Annotated in this window: 28 protein-coding genes; 15 read left to right on the forward strand and 13 right to left on the reverse strand. The window is 46.4% G+C overall.

Going from position 1 to position 23256, the window contains the following annotated elements; genetic code table 11:
* Positions 1–34: 34 nt before the first annotated feature.
* Together EE116_RS01480 and EE116_RS12375 are read left to right on the forward strand one after the other, a co-directional pair.
* Positions 35–580: a DUF1523 family protein gene (locus tag EE116_RS01480; RefSeq protein WP_122872938.1), complete on the forward strand. Its 546-nt coding sequence runs from the start codon at positions 35–37 to the stop codon at positions 578–580.
* 95 nt (positions 581–675) lie between these two features.
* Entirely contained in the window at positions 676–813 is a 138-nt protein-coding gene (locus tag EE116_RS12375; RefSeq protein WP_163028009.1) for a hypothetical protein, read from the forward strand.
* A gap of 64 nt (positions 814–877) precedes the next feature.
* Here EE116_RS12375 and EE116_RS01485 read toward each other — a convergent pair whose 3' ends face one another.
* Genes EE116_RS01485 through EE116_RS01495 form a run of 4 tightly spaced genes read right to left on the reverse strand, consistent with a single transcriptional unit; the run spans position 878 to position 4956 of the window.
* The gene (locus EE116_RS01485; protein ID WP_122872939.1) at positions 878–3313 is read right to left on the reverse strand and encodes an EAL domain-containing protein; all 2436 of its coding nucleotides are present in this window, start codon (positions 3311–3313) and stop codon (positions 878–880) included.
* The gene (locus EE116_RS12680) at positions 3310–3957 is read right to left on the reverse strand and encodes a cytochrome-c peroxidase (protein WP_338120535.1); all 648 of its coding nucleotides are present in this window, start codon (positions 3955–3957) and stop codon (positions 3310–3312) included. Before EE116_RS12680 ends, EE116_RS01485 begins: the two co-directional genes overlap by 4 nt.
* A 2-nt stretch (positions 3958–3959) precedes the next feature.
* Complete coding sequence (locus EE116_RS12975) at positions 3960–4193, reverse strand: cytochrome c peroxidase (RefSeq protein WP_277418937.1); 234 nt, start codon at positions 4191–4193, stop codon at positions 3960–3962.
* A gap of 43 nt (positions 4194–4236) precedes the next feature.
* A complete protein-coding gene (locus tag EE116_RS01495; RefSeq protein WP_122872940.1) occupies positions 4237–4956 on the reverse strand; it encodes a class I SAM-dependent methyltransferase in 720 nt (239 codons plus the stop codon).
* A 51-nt stretch (positions 4957–5007) separates the two neighbouring features.
* Here EE116_RS01495 and EE116_RS01500 point away from each other — a divergent pair, with 51 nt between their 5' ends.
* Positions 5008–5403, forward strand: coding sequence for an acyl-CoA thioesterase (locus tag EE116_RS01500; RefSeq protein WP_122872941.1), 396 nt, complete (start codon positions 5008–5010; stop codon positions 5401–5403).
* A 139-nt stretch (positions 5404–5542) separates the two neighbouring features.
* On the opposite strand, the gene EE116_RS01505 is transcribed toward EE116_RS01500, so the two are convergent.
* Complete coding sequence (locus EE116_RS01505; RefSeq protein WP_122872942.1) at positions 5543–5917, reverse strand: Fur family transcriptional regulator; 375 nt, start codon at positions 5915–5917, stop codon at positions 5543–5545.
* Between the two features lie 112 nt (positions 5918–6029).
* Here EE116_RS01505 and EE116_RS01510 point away from each other — a divergent pair, with 112 nt between their 5' ends.
* The 4 genes from EE116_RS01510 to EE116_RS01525 all read left to right on the forward strand — a co-directional run bounded on the left by EE116_RS01510 (position 6030) and on the right by EE116_RS01525 (position 10526).
* The gene (locus tag EE116_RS01510) at positions 6030–6956 is read left to right on the forward strand and encodes a metal ABC transporter solute-binding protein, Zn/Mn family (protein ID WP_122872943.1); all 927 of its coding nucleotides are present in this window, start codon (positions 6030–6032) and stop codon (positions 6954–6956) included.
* Entirely contained in the window at positions 6957–8522 is a 1566-nt protein-coding gene (locus EE116_RS01515; RefSeq protein ID WP_122872944.1) for a nickel/cobalt transporter, read from the forward strand. It abuts the gene before it with no gap.
* Positions 8519–9274, forward strand: a complete 756-nt coding sequence (locus EE116_RS01520) for a metal ABC transporter ATP-binding protein (protein ID WP_122872945.1) — start codon at positions 8519–8521, stop codon at positions 9272–9274. Before EE116_RS01515 ends, EE116_RS01520 begins: the two co-directional genes overlap by 4 nt.
* Before the next feature lie 397 nt (positions 9275–9671).
* Positions 9672–10526, forward strand: coding sequence for a metal ABC transporter permease (locus EE116_RS01525; protein WP_338120536.1), 855 nt, complete (start codon positions 9672–9674; stop codon positions 10524–10526).
* 87 nt (positions 10527–10613) lie between these two features.
* On the opposite strand, the gene EE116_RS01530 is transcribed toward EE116_RS01525, so the two are convergent.
* The 4 genes from EE116_RS01530 to EE116_RS01545 form a co-directional block, all read right to left on the reverse strand.
* Positions 10614–11150: a hypothetical protein gene (locus EE116_RS01530; RefSeq protein WP_122872946.1), complete on the reverse strand. Its 537-nt coding sequence runs from the start codon at positions 11148–11150 to the stop codon at positions 10614–10616.
* Positions 11151–11336: 186 nt separating this feature from the next.
* Entirely contained in the window at positions 11337–12230 is an 894-nt protein-coding gene (locus EE116_RS01535) for a DMT family transporter (protein ID WP_122872947.1), read from the reverse strand.
* A 257-nt stretch (positions 12231–12487) separates the two neighbouring features.
* Positions 12488–13375 (reverse strand): DMT family transporter, encoded by an 888-nt coding sequence (locus EE116_RS01540; RefSeq protein WP_122872948.1) that lies wholly within the window; start codon positions 13373–13375, stop codon positions 12488–12490.
* 15 nt (positions 13376–13390) lie between these two features.
* Positions 13391–14140, reverse strand: a complete 750-nt coding sequence (locus EE116_RS01545; protein WP_122872949.1) for a DUF4197 domain-containing protein — start codon at positions 14138–14140, stop codon at positions 13391–13393.
* A gap of 300 nt (positions 14141–14440) precedes the next feature.
* On the opposite strand from EE116_RS01545, the gene EE116_RS01550 reads away from it, so the two are divergent.
* Entirely contained in the window at positions 14441–15001 is a 561-nt protein-coding gene (locus EE116_RS01550; protein WP_122872950.1) for a manganese efflux pump MntP, read from the forward strand.
* 149 nt (positions 15002–15150) lie between these two features.
* Here the strand turns inward: EE116_RS01550 and EE116_RS01555 are convergent, their stop codons facing one another.
* The gene (locus tag EE116_RS01555; protein WP_163028010.1) at positions 15151–15642 is read right to left on the reverse strand and encodes a hypothetical protein; all 492 of its coding nucleotides are present in this window, start codon (positions 15640–15642) and stop codon (positions 15151–15153) included.
* Between the two features lie 253 nt (positions 15643–15895).
* Positions 15896–16666, reverse strand: a complete 771-nt coding sequence (locus tag EE116_RS01560) for an exodeoxyribonuclease III (RefSeq protein WP_122872952.1) — start codon at positions 16664–16666, stop codon at positions 15896–15898.
* A gap of 94 nt (positions 16667–16760) precedes the next feature.
* Between EE116_RS01560 and EE116_RS01565 the strand changes: the two genes are divergently transcribed.
* From EE116_RS01565 to EE116_RS01575, 3 genes are read left to right on the forward strand one after another with little or no spacing between them, the layout of a single operon-like run.
* Positions 16761–17429: a hypothetical protein gene (locus tag EE116_RS01565; RefSeq protein ID WP_122872953.1), complete on the forward strand. Its 669-nt coding sequence runs from the start codon at positions 16761–16763 to the stop codon at positions 17427–17429.
* Between the two features lie 10 nt (positions 17430–17439).
* Positions 17440–17694, forward strand: coding sequence for a replication/maintenance protein RepL (locus EE116_RS01570; protein ID WP_122872954.1), 255 nt, complete (start codon positions 17440–17442; stop codon positions 17692–17694).
* On the forward strand, positions 17691–18092 hold the full coding sequence (locus EE116_RS01575; RefSeq protein ID WP_122872955.1) for a tetratricopeptide repeat protein: 402 nt from the start codon (positions 17691–17693) through the stop codon (positions 18090–18092). The genes EE116_RS01570 and EE116_RS01575 overlap by 4 nt, the downstream gene beginning before the upstream one ends.
* 564 nt (positions 18093–18656) lie before the next feature.
* On the opposite strand, the gene prfA is transcribed toward EE116_RS01575, so the two are convergent.
* Both prfA and rpsT read right to left on the reverse strand, forming a co-directional pair.
* Complete coding sequence (prfA, locus tag EE116_RS01580) at positions 18657–19724, reverse strand: peptide chain release factor 1 (RefSeq protein ID WP_122861782.1); 1068 nt, start codon at positions 19722–19724, stop codon at positions 18657–18659.
* A gap of 11 nt (positions 19725–19735) precedes the next feature.
* The gene (gene rpsT, locus EE116_RS01585; RefSeq protein WP_002949506.1) at positions 19736–20002 is read right to left on the reverse strand and encodes a 30S ribosomal protein S20; all 267 of its coding nucleotides are present in this window, start codon (positions 20000–20002) and stop codon (positions 19736–19738) included.
* Between the two features lie 267 nt (positions 20003–20269).
* On the opposite strand from rpsT, the gene glmM reads away from it, so the two are divergent.
* The 4 genes from glmM (at position 20270) to hemJ (ending at position 23249) form a co-directional block, all read left to right on the forward strand.
* Positions 20270–21613, forward strand: coding sequence for a phosphoglucosamine mutase (glmM, locus tag EE116_RS01590; protein ID WP_122872956.1), 1344 nt, complete (start codon positions 20270–20272; stop codon positions 21611–21613).
* Entirely contained in the window at positions 21606–22136 is a 531-nt protein-coding gene (locus EE116_RS01595; RefSeq protein WP_122872957.1) for a signal peptidase II, read from the forward strand. Before glmM ends, EE116_RS01595 begins: the two co-directional genes overlap by 8 nt.
* Positions 22126–22488, forward strand: coding sequence for an NINE protein (locus EE116_RS01600; protein ID WP_122872958.1), 363 nt, complete (start codon positions 22126–22128; stop codon positions 22486–22488). Before EE116_RS01595 ends, EE116_RS01600 begins: the two co-directional genes overlap by 11 nt.
* A 326-nt stretch (positions 22489–22814) precedes the next feature.
* Positions 22815–23249 (forward strand): protoporphyrinogen oxidase HemJ, encoded by a 435-nt coding sequence (gene hemJ, locus EE116_RS01610; protein ID WP_122872959.1) that lies wholly within the window; start codon positions 22815–22817, stop codon positions 23247–23249.
* Positions 23250–23256 lie beyond the last annotated feature (7 nt).

Genomic DNA, 23256 nt, shown 5'->3' on the forward strand with positions numbered 1-23256 from the left:
TTCTATCTTGTACAATTCGCCCCAAAGGACGAAAATGCAAAAATTTAAAAAATACTTTCAAATTTCCATCATTACCTTTCTGTTTGCTCTGCACGCCTTAGCGTTTGCGGCGATAAACTACGCTTTTCCGCACTACGACGAGGCGATCATCACGGGCGGCGAGGTCAAGCGCATGGACAAAGACGGCTTCATCGACGCGCAAAATCCCGCCGACGGCCCGACGCGCGACGTGTACTTTATCTATACGCGGGAGCTAAACGGCACGAAGGTGATGCCGTATCGAAATGAGGACACGGGCTGGGGCTTGCCGCTTTATTTTAAATTTAACTCCGCCGACGTCCAAGCAGCCGCACAGAGTCTAGTGGGCGAAGGCAGGGCGCAGATCAAATACTACGGCTGGCGCATCGCGATGTTTGATATGTTTAGAAACGCCGTTTCGGTTAAAAAGCTAAAAGATAGCGAAACGCGCGCAAATCCTATTTTTAGCTATATATTTTACGCTTTGACGGCGGTTTCGTTTGCGGTTTGCACCGCTTTTGTTAGAAGGAAATTTAAAGACGAGCCAAGCTCAAATTTATAATCCAAGCTAAATTTGAGCTGCTTTTAGCGGTTCACTCAAATTTGACTAGGCAGTAGCAGCAAATTTGACGTAAAATTTGAGGCCAAAGGATATGCGTGAGCGAGCTATACATCTTTATCTCCGAGCTTTGCGCTCTGATAAACGAAAATTTAAAAAAGAATTTCTATTTTCAGGCGGGTTTGTTTTTGATTATAGTTTTACTCGGATTTTTGGCGGTCTGGATGCAGGAGTAGTCAAATTTGAGCGGATAAATTTGACTAAGACGAGCTAAATTTAGCAGCTCAAAGCCGCGTCCGCTTACTCCTCGATATTGCTCGGCGAGGTCGGTTTGCCTAGCAAGAATCCCTGCGCGTATTTTATGCCGAATTTCTTGATTTCGGCGAGGATCTCTTCTGAGCTCACAAACTCAGCTACGACGTTATAGCCTTGTCTTCCGGCAAAGTCGATGATAGTTTGCAGCAGATACCTAGCATTTTTGTCGTACGGCAGCTTTTTGATGATCGAGCCGTCGATCTTGATCGTGTCGATATCAAGCTCCAATATACGGTAGTAGTTCGAGTAGCCGCTACCGAAATCATCGATCGAAATTTTGCAGTCGTAGGCGCGGATCTTGTTGATGAAGTCATTTACGATCTTATAATCATCCACGCCTTCGCTCTCTAATATCTCAAAATACACGTGCTCGGGCCTTGAGCAGACGCGTAGCTTTTTCTCGATGAGCTCTCTTATGCTCTCGTTTGTGATGTCGCTACTGGAAAGATTCATCGAAAAGCTCGTGTTCGTAAACTTCTCGACGAGCCTAAATACGTGCTCGACGACTTTTTTGGTTATCTCGTTATAAAGCGAAATTTTCTTTGCTATGTCCAAAAACTCGCCCGGATAGCGGATCTTGCCGTTTTCGTCGATGAGGCGCACGAGCACTTCGTAGTATTTGACCCGCGCCGTTTCGCCAGATACGTCGTAGATCGGCTGACACTCGACGATCACGGTATCGTTATATAGCGCGTTTTCGATGGTGCGCGACATGATTTGGTTGTGGTAATACTGCTGCTCTATGTGGCTGTTTTCGGTGTAAAACTGCACCGTTTCGCCGTTTTGCTTAGCTTCGTGGTGAGCTAGCATGGCTTGAGTTAGGCGGTTTGTTTGCGGAGTGTCTTGAGGCAGGCTAACGCCGATGGTTATTTTGATATTAGGGATAAACTCGCGTGCCCCCTCAACCGTGATATAGAGATTATTTGCCTTAAAATAATCAATAAATTTACGTACGACCCGCTCTGCATCGTCACCGCCGTACCAGATACAAAACTCATCAAACTGCACTCTATAAATGTTCGCATCAATCTTATAAGTGTCGATACAAAGCTGAAGCGTCGTCGCAAATGAAGCGATGATGGCGTCCACGGTCTTTGTTTTGTAAAAAAACCGAAAATCCATAAAGTTGTTGATGTTTATATAGATGATCATGCCGCCTGAGCCCTGCTCCATCCTTTGCGTCAGAGCAAAATAACTGCCAAGTCCCGTTAGCTTGTCTTTTAGCGCTTCGTTTTGCAGCTCTTTGTTTTTGTTTTCGAGCTCTTTTGTCATCGCGATCTCTTTGGTTTTATCAAATTTGATCGACATATAGCCGTCTTTGTCGCCGCTTTCGTTAAAAAGCGGAGAGAAAATAACCTGCTCGTATATGAGTTCGCCGCTTTTTGTTTTACTCACCAGCTCGTCGGCTCGCCAAATTTGATCCGATTCTATCGTTTTTAGCATATCTTGATAAAATTCATTTGAGTGTTGATGCGACTTGATGATGTTTATATTTTGATCTTTTAGCTCCTCAAATTTATATCCGAAATTTTGCTCGAAAATTTTATTTACGTATTTTACCCTTCTATCCAAGTCGGTAAAGGTTATGGCGTTAAAGCTATTATCGACGGCTTGTTCAAAGCGGCTTAGTAGTCTGATGTTGTTTCTAGCCCTCGAATACGAAATATAAACAAATACCGACGCAAGCGCAAACAATACGAAAACTAAGGCCATCGTGCCGCGTAAATTCGACAGAACGTTTTGTATGTAGCGCTCGCTACTTTCTTTGAGGTCGGATAGTTTATTGTAAATTCCGAGCGAAATTATATCGCGGTAAAGCTTTTGCGCCTGCTCGTAGTAGCCGATCAGTTTTTGCGCGCTAGATAAAAATCCTGCGTCGTTTTTAGTTAGTTTTGGGTTCTTTAAATACTCGTTTAAAAGCTTTTTAGGTGCCGCTAGATCAGTGTTTAAGTCGTATCTAAACATCAAAATTTGCGGCATTAGCTCGTTAAAATACAGCCCGTCTAAAGCCTCGAATTTTAAGATTATTTCGTTATAAACGAGCTTTGCCATTATCGTCACGGAGTTAAATTTATCCGTTAGCTCGACTCTTTTTTCAACCGCTTCCTCTAGCTCGCTAAAAGTTTTTTCGTTTAACGCTAGCTTTTCAAAGGATATTAGATTGCTTGAATCAAGCTTTTTTAGAGCCTTTTGAAACTCCGCCGTATAGCGCATGATCGCGTCGTAGTCGGCCTCTAGAAGGCTTTTTTCGAGCAAGAAATTCGCTTCGTCGTTAGCGTCCATCACCTTTTCTATCGTGCCCTTCCACTCATAAGCGGTTACTAGGTCCTTGGTGGCCTTATAGGTCATCACGGTTCCAAAAAATACGATACAAACGATAGTAAAAAATAAAATTTTATGAAAGATTATCTTGTGTTTCATTTTAAAATTTCCGGTTTTTCGCCGCTTAAAGTCAGCAAGAATTTATAAAGCGCGTGCGTCTGCTCGTCGCTTAAATCGTAGCTTATGCGCATTTTAGCGATCATTTTTAGCGCCTCTTTTAGATCGGCTAGCTCGCCGCTATAAAGATACGGCGCAGTTTTTTCGATATTTCGCAGGCTGGGTACTTTGTAGCGGCCGGTTTTGTTGCTGTCTGCGTCAAATTTTAGCTCGTAGTAGAGATTTGCGCCTATATTTGCGCCGCTGTGGCAGTTTATGCAACCGATTGTTTTAAAAAACTCAAATCCACGCTTTTCCTCTTCGTTAAAAACGCTCTCGTCGCCGCTGATAAATTTATCAAATTTGGCATTTGGCGTAACGAGGGCCTTTTCAAAATTTACCAGCGCATCGACGATACCCTCAAAGCTTACTCCATCCTCATAAAGCTCTTCAAATTTATTCCTATAAACGGAGTTTTGATTTACCTTTTGGACTAGAAATTTCGGCTCGCTAGCAAGCTGATTTTTGCCGGTCAAGCTCTGTTTTACCTGCTCGGCTATATCCTTAACTTCGCCGTTTTTAAAAAAGATAAAATTTAGCGCCGAATTTAGCGCAGTTGGCGGGCTAATCTCCTCGTCGGCGGAGATTTTTACGTTTTTTTACTCGTACCGCTTAAGTCCCAGTAAAGGTTGTGGCATTTATCGCAAGATAGCGTTCCGCTGGGGCTTAGCGAGGCATCGAAAAACAGCTCCTTGCCTAGTCTGGCTTTTTGTTCGTCAAATTTCGGCTGAGCGACCGGAGATAAAACGTGCGAAGCGGCGAAAGCTTGAACGCAAAAGAAGCATAAAACGCACGAAAATATCTGCAAAAACGCTCGCGGCAACTAAAATCCTTTTTAAATTTTAAATAAATATCGCGATTATATCTTAAAAAACTAAAAGCTTCATTGAAGAGACGATTTTTTCCGTCACGAAGCCGTCCTGTGCGATACTCTCTAGCCGCGATCTGACCGTGTTTTCCTCGTGTGCAAAATTTGCTATCTGTAAATGCCAAAGCGCGTTTTGCGTCATCTCCTCAAGCGTGCGTTTTTGTTCGCGAGACTCCTCGAGCACGCAGGAGTTAAAAATGATATTTTCGCGGCGCAAGTACTCTTCGAAAAAATTAGCCTTTTCTTTAAAGCACCCTCTCTGCGAGCCTTCGTAAAAAAGCTCCAAAACGCTTGAATAACGCGGTTTGTTCCACCAAAGATAGACCCTTTTTTCGCCCAAATTTATAAATTTACTAAAATCCTCCTCGTCTGCGATCGCAGGGCTCATCGTGCTAAAAGCAACGTCGTAAACGCGGTTTGGATTAAAGTTTTTAAAATCGCTTTGAACGGCGGTTAAATTTGAAATATTAAATTTCGCCGCGTCTTCAAGCATGACTTTTAGCATTTCGCCCGAGATATCCATGCCGGTTATCTCGCGGCAAATTTGCGCTAAAAGTAGCGTATGCACGCCCGTGCCGCAGCCGATATCTACAACGCATTTACCGTCAAATTTGACGCCAAATTCCTCGATCTTAGCGTATAGCTGCCTTTGAAAAACGCTAGGCTCGCCCGTAAATCTCGTATAGCTCGACGCCTTTTTGTCCCACATCTCTTTCATTTTGTTTGCCTTTAAATTTTTGCTACAATTTTAGCGTTTTTAGGAGCGAAAATGAAAATTTTTTATTACGAATTTATCGTGGGCGAGGATGCCATCGACGTGAACCATCACGCAAATAACGCTCACTACGTCATCTGGATGCAAGAAGCGGCAAACGCGCACTCAAACGCCGTGGGCGATCTCATCGAGACAAATCTCGCGCAAAACCGCACGTGGATGGTGCGCAGACACGAGATAGACTATCTGGGGCAGCTATTTTTGGGCGATAAGGTGCGCGTGAAAACCTGGACGCAGCCCGAAAAAAGAAGCTGCTCGAAGCGTTTTTACGAGTTTAGTAAAGATGGAGCGCCAGTTGCTAGCGCAGTGACGACTTACGTATTTTATAATCTCGCGCGCGGTCGTCCGATCGCGATACCGCCGGAGATCGCAAAGCTTTACGAGGATTAGTTTTATAGCGCCCGCGTCAAATTTGAGTTTTTAAATTTGACGCAGCGGTCGCTTTAAATTTAGTAGATCGTATTTTTATAAAATTTGCTCGGCAAGCGGATTTAAGCTGCAAATTTACCATCAAATTTGAGCGTAAATTTTAAAAACAGTCATCGCAAACGCCCTTAACCACGACGCTTTTTACGTGATTTTGTTTTAGGCGCGGCATGTCGATATTTGTCATCTTGTGGCAGACGTCGCAGACGAAATACGCCTTTGCTCCGCTTTCAAGCTCGTAGAAATTCTTGCGATTATTTTCGCTTTTTAGCACGATACCCTTAGCTTCAAAAAGGTCCATACAGCGGTAAAACGTGGTTTTGTTTGCGCCTATTTGGGCTAAAATTTCATCATAGCTAAGCGGTGCGGCGGCGGCGTGTAAAATGTGTAAAATCTCAAGTCTAAGCGGAGTGATTTTGATATCATTTTTCGTTAAAAGCTCCTCAAAACCGGCTTTTTCTTCCAAATTTTCGCTCATATTTTTCCTCCGCATTAAGAATTTTAGGGTATTATACCCTGAGAAAAATTAATTTGCAACTAAGTTGCTTTTGATATAATTTCGCCCAAATTTTAACACGGAAAGGATAAAAATGAGAAAAATTTTCGCGTTTTTATGTTTGGGCTTAGTCGCGCTATACGCCAAAGGACAAGTTAGCGTCAGTATTTTGCCGCAGGAGTATTTCGTCAAGCAAATCGCGGGCGACGCGGTCGAGGTAAACGTAATGGTGGGCAAGGGAGCCGATCCGCACACGTACGAACCAAAACCGAAACAAATGACCGCGCTTGAAAAAAGCGACCTTTATTTTGCTATCGGGATCGAATTTGAAGATGCTTGGCTGCCGAAATTTCAAAAATCTTATCCAAATCTCAAAATCGTAAAAACCGATGAGGGCGTGGAAAAGATCAAATTTGAAGGTCACCACGAGCACGCGGACCACGATCATCACCATGACGCTAAGCACGAACACGCTCACCACGATCATAAACACGAGCACGCAGGTCACGATCACCACGATCACGAGCATCACCACGGCGAATTTGACCCGCACATCTGGCTAGATCCCGTTTCCGTAAAAATCCAAGCTAAAAATATCGCCGCCGCACTAAGCGAAAAATATCCTGAGAACAAGGCGCTTTTCGAGGCGAATTTGGCTAAATTTGAAGCTAAGCTCGACGAGCTTGACGGCTTTATCAAAAGCACTCTAGCAAACGTCAAAAACCGCGAATTTATCGTATATCACCCGTCTTGGGGCTACTTTGCTAAACGCTACGATCTAGAGCAAATCGCGATCGAAGTGGATGGCAAAGAACCAAAACCGGCCGAGCTAAAAGAACTCATCGAGGAGGCTAAAGAGCACGGCGTGAAGGTGATTTTCGTCGCTCCGCAGTTTTCTAAAAAAGCCGCGCAAACCGTCGCCAAAGAAAGCGGCGCTAGCGTCGTAGAGATCGATCAACTGCCGCTTGATTGGGACGCCGAGCTACGCAAAACGGCGCAAATTTTCGCAAAGAGCCTATAAATGAAATTTGGACGCATACTCGCCGTTTTAGCGCTTCTTGCGTCCTTTTTTAGCTTTGCGCATGCCTGTGCGCTCTGCGCGCTTTACACTCCGACCGCGCATGCCGACATTAAATTTAACCTGCAAGGCGAGACGATCAAAACGGTCGCCGTAACCTGGACATTTTCTGAAAATTTCACCGAACTCACGCTACAAAGCTACGACGAAAACGCCGACAAAGCGCTTAGTAAAAACGAAGCGTGGAAGGTGCAAAAATCCCTACTCGACTACATCGTGCCGCGCGGCTACCTAACTAGCGTGGGCTACTACGATGGCGCGGGCGAGACCGTAAATTTGCACGCCAAAACGCTCTCGCAGCGGGTTTATCTGGATGAGGGCAGGCTAAATTTCGAGTATATTTTAGAGCTAAATTTGGCGGTCAAGGACGGCCGCGTCGTCACGGTCGAGGTTTTTGACCACGAGGGATTTTTTAACTTTAAAATAAGCTCGCCCGAGCCCTACGCGCTCACCGATAAAATTTATCTCGTGCCAAACGTAAATTTGAGCGCGGCATTTTTTGAAATGACATCAAAAGCGCCTAAAATAGAACCCGCAAAACCCGAGCTAAGCTCGCTAGTTAAGGCGCAAAATAAGCAAAATTTAGAGCAAATCGACGCGGCGGATAAGGCTAAATTTGACTCGGTTTCGGGCATGAGCCTTCAGTTTTTAGAGCGTCTAAAAGAGCTCATCAAGATAAATAGCGCCGAGCTAAACGCGCTAAATTTCGCCCTGCTAGCCGCGGTTAGCTTCTTTTACGGCTTTTTGCATGCCGCGGGTCCGGGTCACGCTAAGATGCTGACGGCCAGCTACTTCGTCGCAAACGGCGGCAGCTACTCGCGCGCTCTAGTTTTTGCGATGAAGGTCGGGTTCGCGCACGTGGCGGGGGCGTTTTTGCTCGTACTTTTTAGCTACGTTTTTTTAAACGCGTTTTTGACGGACAAGGTCAGCGACATAGCGGGCGCGATGACGAAAATCTCGGCCGTAGCGATCGTTTGCGTGAGCCTTTATATGATCTACGCTAAGCTTAAAAAAACGGCGCTAAAGCCTAAATTTAGCTTTGCTAGCGCGTCCGTTTCTGGCGAAAAAGGCGCAAATGGAGCGAGTAAAGTTTTTGGCTCAAATTTAGCCTCCGCGTCAAATTTGAGCGCAAAATCGGTCAAATTTAGCCCTACCGTTCACGAGAGCGAGTGCGGCTGCGCAGCCTGTAGGGCTTCTACCGAGATGCCAAAAACTGCTAGCGAGTGGCTCGTGGTGCTAGCCGGATCGCTAGTGCCGTGTCCAGGTACGCTGCTAGTTTTCGTGCTAGCATTTAGCCTAAACAGCTACGCGGCGGGGCTTGCTAGCGGCGTATTTATGGGGCTTGGCATGGGCGCGGTGATATTTCTGGCGGCCGTTTGCGGCTTTAAGCTAAAGGGCGCGATGAGATTTCGCGCGCTGCGGACTTTCTGCGAGTTTGCCGCGCTTTTGGTTATGCTCGGGCTTGGCGTTTTTATGTTTTATATTTCGGGTAAGGTGAGCGTTTTATGAGCGACGTTTCGGTGCGAAATTTGAGCTTTGGTTACGATGAAAACCTCGTGTTTGAGGGTATAAATTTAGAATACGATTGCAAAGATTTTCTAGCTATCATCGGCCCAAACGGCGGCGGCAAAAGTACGCTTTTAAAGCTGTTGCTAGGGCTAAACAAGCCAAGCGGCGGGACGATCGAAGTGTTTGGGCAGGAGCCCGCTAGCGTGAGCAAGGCCGTGGGCTACGTCCCGCAAAATATCCCAATAAATCAAAGCTTCCCGATGCGCGTACTCGAGGTCGTTTTGATGGGGCGGATAGATAAAAAGCTGTTTGGATTTTACGGCAAGGACGACAAGATAGAGGCCGAGGCGGCGCTCGAGCGCGTCGGGATGGGCGAATTTACGAGGCGAAAGATCGGCGAGCTAAGCGGAGGACAGCGCCAACGCGTCTATATCGCGCGCGCGCTTTGCGCGAAGGCTAAAATTTTGATGCTAGACGAACCAACCGCCAGTATCGATACGAAAGGCCAAGCGGACGTCTATAAGCTGCTAAAACAGATCAACGCCGAGGGCACGGGCGTCGTGCTCATCAGCCACGACGTAAATTTGACGCTAAATTTCGCCACCAAAGTCGCCTACGTCAATCACGATCTTTTTATGCACGAGATCTCGCACGGCTCAAAGCAGGATTTTATCGAGCATTTGGCGAGAGATCATAGGCATTTTTGCGATGTGGAGGTGGCGTTGAAAGAGTGCGGCTGCGGACGTCACTAAATTTGGCGGCGGCTTGTCTTTTGAGCGCTTTTTGCGGAGCTGGCTAAAATTTAGCTCGGCAGACTATATGTCTAGCCTACGCTAAATTTTACCTGTGCAACCCCAAAAATCATCTCAAAAAAACTGCGCCTTATCATTGTTGCGTTCAAATTTGAAGTCAAATTTTTAAATTTGAGTCGCCGAGACCCGCACCGCAAAAATGTAAATCTAAATTTGCGGCGCGACAGCGCCAAATAAACCTGCACGCAGTGCAGCAACCTCTCACGTCGTAGAGGATGGGGGATTGTTAAGGGGGAAGGGAGCGACCTCGTAATTCAAGCCCCTTCCCCCTTAACAAGAAAGATTAAATTTAGTGCGCAACGCTAAATTTAACCAAACCAAATTTAACACCTTAAAGGTGCGGGTTTCGCATAGTAACACCAAAAACGCCGAAAAAAGTAAAAAAAGGAAACAAATGCTAGAAGCTCTTAGCTTAAATTTCATGCAAAACGCCCTGCTGGCGGGCATCCTCGTTAGCATCGCTTGCGGCGTGATCGGCACGCTCACGGTCATAAACCGCATGGTTTTTATCGCAGGCGGCATCGCTCACGGCGCATACGGCGGGCTTGGCATCGCGTTTTATTTTTCGCTCGAACCGCTGCTGGGCGCGAGTCTGTTTTCGCTGTTTTTGGCGCTACTCATCGCTACGATAACGCTCAAAGACAAAAGCAAGATGGACTCCGTTATCGGCGCGCTATGGGCGTTTGGCATGGCGTTTGGCATCATCCTCACCGACCTAGCGCCTGGCTACAACGTCGATTTAATGAGCTATCTTTTCGGCTCGATTTTGGCCGTGCCGCAGGGCGATCTTGTTTTCATGGCGATCGCAAACTGCGTCATACTCGCGTCCGTCGCGCTATTTTACAGGCAGTTTGAGGCGCTTAGCTTTGACGCGGAGTTTGCCAGGCTGCGCGGCGTGCGCACGACGCTGCTCTACTACGCGCTAACGTGCATGATGGCGCTAAGCGTCGTGATGACGATACGCGCGGTCGGGCTCATCCTGGTTATCGCGCTACTCACGATCCCGCCATATATCGCGGGCGCGGTCTCGAGCCGCCTAGGCACGATGATGCTAAACGCGGCGCTCATCTCGGCCGCGTTTTGCGTGAGCGGGTTGTGGCTGAGCTTTGAGGCAAATTTAACCAGCGGCGCAAGTATCATTCTCATCGCTTCGATTTGCTTTTTTATATTTACGGCGATAAAAAGGCGGTAGATTCGGCGTTTTTGGGTTAAATTTGATCAAATTTGGCTTGTGACCCCGCAGGCGACAGACTGCGCGGCCTCCCAAATTTGGCTAAATTTAGGGATTAACTAGCTTTCGCTTTACAAAATAAGGCAGTCTTTCCCCTAAAATATGCTCGTTTTTTGAAATATCGTATATCGTTTTTATCAAATTTTTATATTCGTCGCTTTCCTTGTCCACAACGCAATAAAATAAAAATCTTTTATTTTCATAAAAATAAATCTGGGTTTTAAAGGCTATGATATCGCCGCCGCTAGTCTCTAGATACCTAAAATACACGTCGCCGATACCCACCGTATCGCCGCATTCAGTTATAAAACGCTTGTTTGTGACGTATAATTTTTTTACTTTGGCAGTCTTTACGCTTTGCCGTGCGAAAATAAAAAAGAAAAACACGCAGCCCGCCGTCATGGCGACCCAAAAGACGCCTACGTCAAAGTCCTTGTCGTCCGCGTATAAAAGCAGTATCAAAAGACAAAGCGCCATCCTAACCTCTTTGTGGATGGTGTGCGCGAGCTCAAATTTGCACAAAATTTTCTCGTCGGCGTCAAGCTCCATCCACTTTGGCGCCGCTAAATTTTCATCCTCGTTCATTTTCCCCTTCCTTTTTGCGGTCAAATTTACGCCGAAATAAATTTAAACGCAAGCTTGGGCCGCGCACGTCAAACTTTGCTTTCGATGCGCACAAATTTGAGCAAAATTTAGCACTCAAACTCGCCGTTAAAACCTTAAATTTAACCGTAAAATTCGGCCGCCCCAAATTTAAGCATGCAAAAACCGCTAGCTCAAATTTTCCCGAGATCTTTTATTTTTATAGTAGCTGCCCACCTCGCTAACAACGATGCCAAAGAGTATGAGTCCAGCTCCTGCTATCTGCACGCCGCTTAGTATCTCGCCGCCAAAAAAATACCCCACGATCCCGGCGCTCACGGGCTCAAAGGTAAAGATGAGCGAAGTTTTAACGGGCGTCGTGTAGCGCTGCGCCGCCGTCTGCACGAAAAACGCTAAAACCGTCGCAAAGACTGACGTCACCGCAACCGCGACGAAAAATGCCTCGTCCAAAACGGGTACGACGCCGCGAGGCTCGAAAATCTGCGCCGCGACGAGACAAAGCGCCGCCACGACCGCAAACTGCGCACTCACCATCCAGTACAGCTCGCACCTGCGCACCAAAACACCCGTGAAAATGATATGCAGCGCAAAGCCTAGCGCGCAAACGACACTAAGCCCCTCGCCGATACCAAAACCCAGCTCGCTGCCCGTTAGCAAATAAAGCCCCGCCGCCGACAAAAACGCGCCGATAAAGGCGTAACTGGCGGCCTTTTGCCCGAAAAACGCGAGCGCGATAAACGGCGTAAAAACCGCGTTTAGTCCCGTGATAAAGGCGACGGTAGAGCTTGGGGCGTATTTTAGGGCAAAGGTCTGAAGCGTAAAGGCCACGAACAAAAGCGCGCCTAAAAACGCGCCGAATCTTAGCGAATTAGGATCGATCTTGCGCGTAAATTTGAGGCTTATGAGCGCCATCAAGACGGCCGAGATCAAAAACCGCCAAAACAAAAGCGTAAAAACGCCGTTGGTCTTTAGCGTCTGCGCCATCGGCAAAAACGTCACGCCCCAGACCACCGCGATCACAAATAGCGCAAAGTCGGCCTTAAATTCGGTTGATTTTTTCATCTGATTTCTTTAGCTAAATTTAAGGGGCAAATTTAACGCAATTTGACTAAATTCGGGCTTTATTGCGTCAAATTTAAAAGTCGTCGCCGTCTTGCTAGCGAGCGAAACGGCGATAAATTTAAAGCTAAATTTAAGAGGCGATTTTAAAAGATTTGCGTCAAAATCGCCGCGAGAGTAAAATTAGAGGCGATTTTATAAATTTGATTTTACAGCGGGTCGGCGCTTTGAGCAAAACGCCAAGCAAAACTCGCCCGAATTTAGGCTAAATTTTCCTTTTTAGCGCGCAGGTAGCTGCCTATCTCGCTGATCAAAACTCCGACCAAGATGAGCGCCGCGCCGCAAAGCCTGTACGCGCTGATGTCCTCCGCGCCGATGAAATACCCCATCGCTCCTGCGGTTACGGGCTCTAGGGTGAAAAATATCGCCGTTTTAACCGGCGTGGTAAATTTTTGCATAAGCGCCTGCGCGAAAAACGCAAACGCCGTGCCCAGCACGCCCACGACCAGCATCGCTATGATAAATGCCTTGTCCACGACCGGCGCGATTTTAGCGTCCTCAAAAACCAAAATAGCTACAAAACAAAGCGCGACTAGGGTTAAAATTTCAAAATAGACCATATTTACGAGGTCGCATTTTTGCACTAGGCGGTTCGTTAGCACGATGTGAAAGGAGTATGCGCAGGCACAAACTAGAGCCAAAATTTCGCCTAGACCAAAGCCCACCTTCGTATCGCCTATCATATAAAGTCCCGCCACCGCAAATGCCACGCCCACATATGCGTAAGAGTAAATTTTATGCCTAAAAAGCCCCGCCGCAATAAAAGGCACCAAAGCCACGTTTAGCCCGATGATAAAGGCCACGGACGAGGTGTCGGCGTACTTAAACGCGAAAGTCTGACTCACAAATCCCGCGAACAAAAACAGACCCAAAATCACGCCGGGTTTTATATCAGACGCGCTTACGTTTTTTAGCTTTTTGTAAAAAATCGCCCCGGCTATGATCGCCGCTAGCAAAAATCTCCAAAACAAAACGCCGAAAACTCCGTTAGTCGCAAGCGCGAGCGAGGTAGGCAGATAGCCTAGACCAAAGACTATCGCAACAAATATCATGCCTACGTCGGCGCGAAATTCCAAACTATTTTTCACTATTCTCCCTTATTTTTACTTAAAAATGCCCTGCAGGATCTTCGTGCCCTGCTCGACCGCACCGCCTCGTAGCGAGCTTTCCTTTTCGCTCATCACGTTAAAGAGCCCATCTAGCGTCTTGCGCGTGATGTAGTCGTTTAGATCCTCGTCCTCTTGCGGGATGTATTCGCCAGCGCCCATGCTAGTTGCGATGCCTTTTAGCTGCTTTGCGGCGTCTGATTTTGCCAGCGCGCTACCCGCGACGAGCGAATTTAGCCCGTTATATGCGGTGGCAAAGGTATTGTCACTCATCATTTTGGTGATGATCGGTTTAAATACGGCTTGCAGCTTCTGGCTCGAGTTTTGTTGCAAAAACTTTGTAAAGCTATCCTTGCCGCCTTCTAGCACCTTTTTCACATCCGCGTCGCTCATGTTTTTTATCACGCCCGAAAATACGTCCGCAGCTCCCGGCACGGCTGCGCTCGCGGCGTTATTTATCGAGGTTACGAGCTCGTTCGCCCACTTTTCGCCGCCTACTTTTTTAGCCAAATTTGCAGCCGTTTCCAGGCTCTTTGGCAGCGGGATTTTAGCCGCGGCGTTTTTTAGAAATCCCCCGTTTGACAGCTCCTTAACGGCCGCGTTTAGAGCCGAACTAACCGCGCTTTTGTAGTCGCCCGAGTTTGCCGCGCCCAGTACCTGCGCGCCTTGATTTAGAGTCTCTTGCCAGCCTGCCGCCTGCGCCGAAGCGGCGAGTAAAACCGCGCATAAGATCAAACTTTTCTTCATCGATTTTTCCTTAAAGTAAAATTCGGCGGTTATGATATTAAAACTCGGCTTTTAAACGGGTAAATTTTGTCCTTTTTAGAGCGAATTTACCCGCATTTTTACGGCGCGGAGGATTAAATTTGCAAAATTTAAATCGCAAATTTGAGCCGTGATTTAAGGGCTAAATTTAAGCTCAAATTTATAAGTTGCGATCATCTTTTTGGCGAGCGATTTAGGGCGTCAAATTTAGCCGCAAATTTGAACGAGATTAACCGCAAGAGGCAAATTTTGAGTTAAAATTAGCCTTTTTGAAAAGGCAAAATGGAGCTTTTACTTCTCTCTATCGCGCTTGCTATGGACGCGGCTGCGCTTAGCATCGCAAACGGCGCGAAATACCGAAACCTCGCGCTATCAAAGATTTTATTTATCGCGTCAGTTTTTGGATTTTTTCAGGCGGCTATGCCGCTTGCGGGCTACTTTTTCGGTGCTGCGTTTGCGAGATTTATCGCACAGATCGATCATTTTATCGCATTTGCGATTTTGGGTTTTTTGGGCGTAAAGATGATCCGCGAAGCCTGTAGAAACGAGCCTGCGCAGGCCGTGAGCCTTGATACGAAGATGCTGCTCTCAGGCGGATTTGCCACCAGCATCGACGCGCTAGCCGTGGGCGTGACGCTGAGCTTTGCGGCCGCTGACATCTACTTTAGCGCCGCCGTGATCGGGATAGTTTGCTTCGCGCTTAGCGTCGCGGCGTTTTACGTCGGTAAATTCGCTGGAGAGTTTTTGGAGCAAAAGGCACTGATTTTAGGCGGCGCGATCCTCATCGCACTAGGTTTTAAAATCCTAATCACGCACCTTTTAGATCATGGGTTTTTGAGCTAAATTTGACGGCGCCTTGCGGCAAGCGCCGTTTTGTTAAATTTGCCGTTCGTGCAAACCGCAAGGCAAAACAGACAACGCAAGCAGCTTAAGGCGTTAAATTTATCGTAACTTGTATCGTTTCTTGCATGAATTTCCTATTTTTAGATAAGTTATATTTCTTTTGCTTGTATTATTTTTCTTATTGGAATTACTTTTTCATATTCCGCCGCTTCTTTGTGCGTTATGTCTTTATCTTTCAGTATTTTTTCTTTATACGGATTTGATTCGTTTCTGCATTCAGGTTCTTGCATTTCTAAATGGACGTTTAAAAATTCTATACGTGGAATAACTAGGTGTTGAATTTGATAATCCGTTGTCGTAGTTCTTGCCGTAATTTTAAAATCTTGGCTATCTTTATCGTAAAAGAATACCCATTTATCGGCTTTATCATTTATGTCAAGCATTTTTACTTTTAAATCCGCTACTAAAGCGTCGTATTTAGTATTTGGGTTATCGCAAACCTCTTTTAGGCTCTTTGCTATCTTTCCGCTAGGTTTATCGACTTTGGTTTCTTTGCTTCCGCTAGCTCCCGAATCAAAACAACCGCTTAGGGTTAAAACGGTAGCTCCGGCTAAAATAGCCGATAAGATAGTTTTGTTCATCATGTTTTTCCTTTAAATTTGATTACGTAAAAGCCTTTTGGCTCGCCTATTTGTCGCTTTTTTCGTTAGATATTATAATTATATACGCATATATCGCGGCTTAAATTTAAGCGTTTGGTTTTTAAAAAGCGGGCGTAAAATTTGGACTTAAATTTGGCAAATCGCGCGGCGAGTCAAATTTGACCCCAGTTTTGCTCGCAGTAAAAAGCGTAAATTTTAGTCAAAATTAGCCTGCGCCGCTAAAAAAACAAATTTAAATAAGCCCGTCCAGATCGATCTCGATACCGACGGGGCAGTGATCGGAGCCCGTGATATCGCTCAGGATAAACGCGTCTTTTAGGCGGTCTTTGAGGCTTGCCGAAATGAAAAAATAATCGATCCTCCAGCCGACGTTTTTGGCGCGGGCGTTAAAGCGGTAGCTCCACCACGAATACGCGTCCGCCTCGTCGCCGCGTACGTGCCGAAATGTGTCGATAAAGCCGCGTGCGACGACCTCGTCTAGCCATGCGCGCTCGATAGGCAAAAAGCCCGAGGTTTTCGCGTTTGCTTTTGGGTTTTTGAGGTCGATCTCGCGGTGCGCGGTGTTCACGTCGCCGCAAAATATCACGTCTTTACCCTGCTTTACGAGCTCGTCCGCGTAGGCTAAAAATTTAGCGTAAAAATCCATCTTGTAGGCTAGGCGCGCGTCGTCTTTTTGGCCGTTTGGAAAGTAGATGTTAAAAAGTACGACGTTGCCAAATCTATGCTCCAAAACCCGCCCCTCATCGTCGTCAAAAAACGCCGCCTTTTGCGTAACGGAGCTAAATTTAGCTAGGCTCATCACGCCCGAGTACCCAGCGCGAGCTGCCGAATTTACGCTGATTTCGTTAAATCCGAGCTTATAAATCTCGGCGGGCACGTCGCTCTCGCGCACCTTTATCTCCTGAAGTCCCAAAAAATCGGGCTGCTGCTGCGCCAGCCAAGCAAAACCGTCTTTAGCGGCGACGGCGCGCAGTCCGTTTACGTTCCAGCTGATTAGTTTCAAATTTGATCCTTTGTTAAATTTGGCGTATTGTATCGCAAGAGCCGTAAAATAAGCTAAAATTTAGTAAAATTAGGATCATTTTAAGGAGTAAAAAATGAAAAAAGTCATCGTTTTATCGCTTGCGCTTGCCGCGTTTTTGGGTGCGAAAGAGATAGATACTGCCAAGATATTTTTGTCAGACGTCAAGTCTATGCACGCGTTAAAATCGTTTTTAAAAAAGAATAAAAACGATATCGTAAAGCTAAAACTCAGCTACTGCGTCAATGAAAACAGTATGCAATACTTAGAAGCCGAGGCAAGCAAGCGTAAAGAGGACGAAAACTATAGTCGTCTGGGCGAAAATTTCGTTATGGCGGACGGCAGCAAAATAACCTACGAAGGAAAAAATTACGACTTTGGCGAAGGATATGACGGAGATGTAAACACAGGCATTGAATACGGCGAACTAATGCTGGACGAGCCTAACAGCAATCACCTCAAAAATATATTTTTAAAAGTCGGAAATTCAAATTTTGGGCAAATATACAAATGGGAATACGAATGGCCTAATGAAGAAAGCGAGAGCAAAAAATGTAAATTTGGACAAGTCGTCCTAGACGGCGCGTTTTACGTTTATCATGAAGACGAAAATGAAAATGGTCGAGAAATGTATAAATACAACATGAGACCGGAACTTATGGGGCAGGATCCGGGCAATAAATACGATGCCTTTTTTCTCGATCCTATTGCGAAAAAATACTTTAAACTGCTAGAATACAAGTAAATTTAGCGCGATGACGGAGTTAGAGAGGGAGATTTTCGGTCAAATTTTGGGCGAGAAAAAGATGGAGATCATCTTGTTTTTAGCCCAAAATGTGGATGAAAACGGCTTCATAACAGTTAAAATTTCAGATATCTGCGAGCAGACGGACGCCAGCAAGCCCACAGTCACGCAGACCATCAAGCTGCTTGAAAATCGCAAAATTTTCGAGCGAGTGAAAAACGGGATTTATAGATTTAAAAATTTAAAAGAGTTGGATAAAAAATGAGGAAAATTTGGATACTAGCCGTCGCAGTTGTGCTCGCAAATGCCGCTATAAACGAGGCCGGACTAAATGCCTGCATAAACAAAGGCGACGCCGCAAGCTGCGAAAAAACGCTCGCCGCGCTAGAAAAAAGCTGCTCGGGCGGCGACGCGCTGGCTTGTTATTTTTCCGCGGAGTTTTACGCCAAAGGGCTAACGGGCTACAAGGACGGGACGAAGGCATTTGCGATCTACAAAGACGCCTGCGCCGCCGGGAGCGCGGAGAGCTGCTACGAGGAGTCGGTGTTTTATCTAAAAGGCGACATCGCAGAGCAGAGCTTCGAGCTATCGGGCGAGCGACTCAAAAAGGCCTGCGAGCTGGGCTCCAAACGAGCGTGCAATATACTTGAACTAGCGAAATAAAGCTGTTTTTTAGTCGAATAAAGACGGATTTTGCGCATGACGGATACGCCGGTGCGATGTTAAATTTAGTTTCGGCGTGAAATTTTAAATTATTTCTAGTTATTAAATTTGGGTAATTTGCTACAAAACTTCACTTAAATTTTACAAAGCCGCTTGCAATAAATTAGACGCCTTGTGTCTGTTTATTAAATTTGAGAAATTTACGGGTTTTGCTATTTTAATAAAACCCGATTTCGAGCGCCGATTGACTTTGACAAACAGTTTTTGTTTTACATATTGACGGCGTGGCGGGCTAAAAATTTGATAAATTTGGACGGGTTAAAGGCGACTAAAAATTTATCGGTTTATATATTTCGGCTTGGTTTTTTATTTGATATTTTTAAAGCTAAATTTAAAAAAGCAGATCCGAATTTGCAACTATTTTTCAGAAATTTTACCTAAAAAGCAAAGATAAGTCGTTCTCAAATTTAACCTGCATGACGACTCCGTCTGCAGCAAAATTTGCATCCAAATTTAACGAAAATATCGCGTTAAAAATGCCGAAATTTGAGTGAATTTTAAAATTTATAGATCGGCGTCCGAGATCGCTTCGGCTTGATAATGCGCAATCAGCGGTTCGATAATCTCGTCAAAAAGTCCCGCCGCCATTATCGCGTCGAGGCGGTAAAGCGTCAAATTTATGCGGTGGTCGCTGATGCGGTTTTGCGGGAAGTTGTAGGTGCGGATACGTCCCGAGCGGTCGCCCGTGCCGACTTGGCTTTTGCGCTCGCTGGTTTCTTTGGCTAGGCGCTCTTCTTCTTGTATCTCATAAAGGCGCGCTTTTAGCACCTTCATCGCGGCTTCTTTGTTTTTGTGCTGACTTTTGCCGTCTTGGTTCGTGACGACTATGCCCGTCGGGATATGAGTAATTCGCACCGCCGAGTCCGTCGTATTTACCGACTGTCCGCCGTGGCCCGAGCTGCGCATGACGTCGATACGAAGGTCGTTTGGATTTATCTCGATCTCGCTATCTTCGACCTCGGGCATGATAGCGACCGTGACGGCCGAGGTGTGCACGCGGCCTTGGCTCTCAGTCTCGGGTACGCGCTGGACGCGGTGTGTGCCGCCCTCAAATTTGAGCCTCGAGTACGCCCCCTTGCCCTTTATCAGTAAAATAATCTCTTTAAAGCCGCCCGTGTTGCCCTCGCTTTGGCTAACGATCTCGAATTTATACCCGCGAAGCTCGGCGTATCTGGCGTAGGCATTAAACAAATCGCCAGCAAAAAGCGCAGCTTCGTCTCCGCCGGTGCCCGCGCGGATCTCTAAAAATACGTTTTTATCGTCATTTGGATCTTTTGGAAGGAGTAAAATTTTGATCTCTTCTTCGAGATTTTCTTTTTGGGATTCGAGATTTTTTAGTTCGTCTTTGGCTAGTTCGCCAAGTTCGGCGTCATCGAGTAGAGCTTTGTTCTCCTCTATGTCTGCGAGAGTTTGCAGATAGGACTTTGCAGCCGAAGCGATATCTTCTAAATTTGATTGCTCTTTTGAGAGCTTGGTCATATTTGCGATATCGTTTGTGATAGACGGATCGCTAAGCAGACGAGAGAGCTCGTCGTAGCGATCCAAAAAAGGCTGCAGTTTGTCGGCTAACATTAAAATTTAGATTAAGCAGATAGTTTGTTTACGAGTTTTGCGAGGCGTCCTACGCGGCGAGAAGCTGTTTGTTTTTTCAAAAAGCCCTTGCTAACGAAGCTGTGGAAATCTTTGTTTGCCACTTTAAACGCGTTTAGCGCGGCTTCTTTATCGCCTGCCTCAACGGCTACGCGCACGGCTTTAGTGATATTTTTAAGCCTAGTGCGGTAAAATCTGTTTCTTTCAGTCCTTTTAATAGTCTGTCTGGCTCTTTTTTCAGAAGATTTATGGTTTGCCATAATGTCCCTTTTGTCATAATTTTAGTCCGTGATTATATAAAAATCAGTTTTAAAATCCGCTTAATTTAAGTAAAATTTAAAGCGAGGAAATTTACAACTTAAATTTGGATATTTTTTGATAGAATAGGTCGAAAATTTAATAAATTTATGGAATTTGCCAAGCAAAAGCTGTCTGGCAAATTCTGCGGTGCAGTATTTTGAGATGGATTTGAATGAGTTTAAAAACACTCAAAAGACAAGCCGATATAAGCCATAAAAGGAAAAATAATGAAACTATTCGGCACCGACGGCGTCCGCGGCAAAGCCGGCGAAAAACTCTCCGCCGTCACATCCATGCGCCTTGCTATGGCTGCGGGGATATATTTTAGGCAGTTTGCGTCGCATACGAACACCATTTTACTAGGCAAAGACACGCGCAGAAGCGGCTATATGATCGAGACTGCCATCGTCGCGGGGCTCACGGCCGTGGGCTACAACGTCCGTCAGATCGGCCCGATGCCTACCCCTGCGATCGCGTTTCTCACCGAAGATATGCGCTGCGACGCGGGCATCATGATCAGCGCCTCACACAACCCATACTACGATAACGGTATCAAATTTTTTGACAGCGAAGGCAACAAACTGAGCGAAGAAGCCGAAGCGCAAATAGAAAAGATTTATTTTGACGACGCGCTTATCGAAAGATCGCAAAAGCAAATGCTCGAAATCGGCGCCGCAAAGCGCATCGACGACGTCATCGGCCGCTATATCGTGCAGATCAAAAACTCATTTCCTAAAAACCTAAGCCTGCACGGACTGCGCGTAGTTTTAGACGTCGCAAACGGCGCGGCGTACAAGGTCGCTCCGACTATATTTAGCGAGCTAGGAGCTGAAACCATCGTCATCAACGACGAGCCAAACGGCAGCAACATAAACCTAAACTGCGGCGCGCTCTATCCGCAAAATTTAGCCTCCGAGGTCGTACGATTAAGGGCCGATCTGGGCTTTGCGTTTGACGGCGATGCCGATAGGCTCGTAGTCGTCGACGAGTGCGGCGAGGTGGCAAACGGCGATAGTTTGCTAGGCGTCATGGCCGCATTTTTACAGGAAAACAAAGCCCTAAAAGGCGGCGCGGTCGTGGCTACGGTGATGAGTAACGCGGCGCTCGAAGACTATCTAAAATCCCACAAAATCAAGCTCCTGCGAGCAAACGTCGGCGACAAATACGTGCTTGAAAAGATGAAAGAAAACGGCACGAATTTTGGCGGCGAACAGAGCGGTCACATCATATTTAGCGACTATGCAAAGACTGGCGACGGGCTCGTAGCGGCGCTACAGTTTGCGGCACTGGTGCTAAAAAAAGGCAAAAAAGCGAGCGAAATTTTAAGCGAGATAAAACCGTACCCGCAAATTTTGCTAAATTTAAAGATAACCGAGAAAAAGCCGCTTGAAAGCATCGCCGGACTAAAAGAGCTTGAAGCAAGCCTCGCAAAAGAGGGTATCCGCTCGCTATTTCGCTACTCGGGCACCGAAAACCTCATCAGGCTTTTGATTGAAGGCAAGTGCGCCGACGCGCTAAAAACCCGCATGGACGAGGTCGAGAAATTTTTCGTAAAAGCGCTAAATGGCTAAAATTTTAGGCGTTTTTTTTGCGGCGTTTTTCGTCGTTTTCGCGCTCGATCAGGCGGTCAAGCAGATATTTTTGGGCGGATTTTCGTGGCAGGGCGAGTATTTTTCGCTAGCGCTTGCATACAACCGCGGCGTGGCGTTTTCGATGTTTGCGTTTCTTGGGCAGTGGCTCAAATTTATCCAGCTAGCGCTGATTGCTGGCGTTTGCGGCTATCTACTTTGGCGGTTAAAGCGTAAATTTGACGCGCAGATCGTGGCTAAAACGGAGCCAAATTTGAGCGTAAACGGCGAAAAAAAGGAAATTTTAGAGGAGCACGCACTAGGAGCGGGTATAATCCTAGGCGCGGGCAGCTCAAATTTGCTCGATCGCTTCGTTCACGGCGGCGTCGTGGACTACGTCTACTGGCACAAGTGGTTTGAGTTTGCGATCTTTAACCTCGCAGACGTTATGATCGACGTCGGAGTCGTACTCATACTCTGGCAGAGCTTTGCCGCGGGGCGAAAAGGGGCTAAAAATGGGCGATAACGTTTATATAGCCTACGCGCTTTGGCTGCTTACGGGCTGGTTTGGCGGGCACAGATTTTATTTGGGTAAATTCGTGAGCGGTTTTGCGATGATGGCGCTGTTTTTCATCGGATATAGCCTGGCGTGGGCGCTTGTCGGCTACGTATTTTGGGCGCTTTGGGGCGCGTGGTGGCTCTTTGATCTGCGCTTAACCGGCGCGGCCGTCGAGAAAAATCAGAAAAAAGAAGCGCTAAAAGACAAACTGCGCGCACAAGACCTCGAGGAGCGGCTTAGACGCCTCTACGAGCTTTATGAGAGCGGCGCGATAAGCAAAGAGGAATTTGAAGCTAGAAAAGAAATTTTGCTAGGGTGAGGCTCGGTTAAATTTGATATATTCAAATTTAACTCTTTGCGCAAAAGCGTCCTTTCTGGGCAGCAAATTTAATTTAGCATTTTCAAGACGCGGGTCTCGGTGAATCAAATTTGCAAATTTGACTTCAAATTTGAACGTAAAAAGATAAGGCGAAGTATCGTGAGATGATTTTTCGAGTTTTCTGCTTCGTAGGCTCGCAGCTGCAAGCAGAAGAAGCAAAATTGAGCGTGCACTAGGCATATAGCCTGCGGAGCGAAAATTTTGCAAAATCTCGGAAAAGCACTCGCGAGACAAGCCGCTAAAATAAAAAACTAAAAGGAGAAAAAATGTCAGAGTATTACAACCTCATCAAGTACTTCCACTACTTGTGTTTCATCTCGTGGATGGCGTTTTTGTTCTATCAGCCGCGCCTCTACGTCTATCACGCGGAGAATATGGACAAGCCTGATTTCGTACGCGTCGTCGAGGTGCAGGAGTACAAGATGTACCACTACATCGGCTGGGTCGCGCTGATCGGCACGTTTTTGACGGGTATTTTGATCATCGTCGCGATGCCTGAGCTTTTGCGTAGCGGCTACGTGCACGTCAAGCTCACCGTCGTCGTTATCCTCGCGGTATTTCACCTAGATCTTGGCCGCTATATGGTGCAGCTGCGCGAGAAACGCTGTAAGAAAAGCGGCATGTTCTTTCGCGCTTACAACGAAGTGCCGACCATCGCGATGGTTATCATCATCTGGATGATGGTGTATAAGCCGTTTTAACCGCGAT

This window comes from Campylobacter showae (genome assembly GCF_900573985.1).
GTDB lineage: Bacteria > Campylobacterota > Campylobacteria > Campylobacterales > Campylobacteraceae > Campylobacter_A > Campylobacter_A showae_E.